Annotated in this window: 1 protein-coding gene; it reads right to left on the bottom strand. The window is 53.5% G+C overall.

What is annotated here, in order from left to right; translation table 11 throughout:
• A partial coding sequence (locus CR156_RS23085; protein ID WP_207764229.1) for a hypothetical protein occupies positions 1 to 373 on the bottom strand: 373 nt, incomplete at its 3' end.
• Between the last annotated feature and the right edge of the window lie 18 nt (positions 374 to 391).

Genomic DNA, 391 nt, shown 5'->3' with positions numbered 1-391 from the left:
AACGTGACAGAGCGATCGGATTATTGACACCGTGGGCAGATGCGACCAGCGTGATGGTGCTCTCCCATAGATTTTCGGACTCTAGAAGGGAGGCCGCATCCTCTGGGAATCGATTTCGAACAATTTTGGAAGTGAGCTCTCGGACCTCGTCAAGCTGGGACTGTAGCTCAGGAAGACGTTCGCGAAGATCAGCGCCTGCTTTATCCGACTTCGCCAGGTTCAATTCCGCTTCGTAAGCAACAATTGACGAGATAAGCCCATCTAGTGTTCGGTGCAGAGAAGCCAACTCGGCCGAAAGCTGCGTCGGTATCCCAAGGCGCTCCGAAAAAACTGCGATACGATGCTCGTACTCGCGATGGAAAGAATGTCGCATTTGGCGTTGGACCGCTCG

The organism is Stenotrophomonas lactitubi (assembly GCF_002803515.1).
Classification (GTDB): domain Bacteria; phylum Pseudomonadota; class Gammaproteobacteria; order Xanthomonadales; family Xanthomonadaceae; genus Stenotrophomonas; species Stenotrophomonas lactitubi.
Note: the sequence above shows the minus strand (reverse complement) of the source record. Positions and strands in the feature narration are given on the sequence as shown.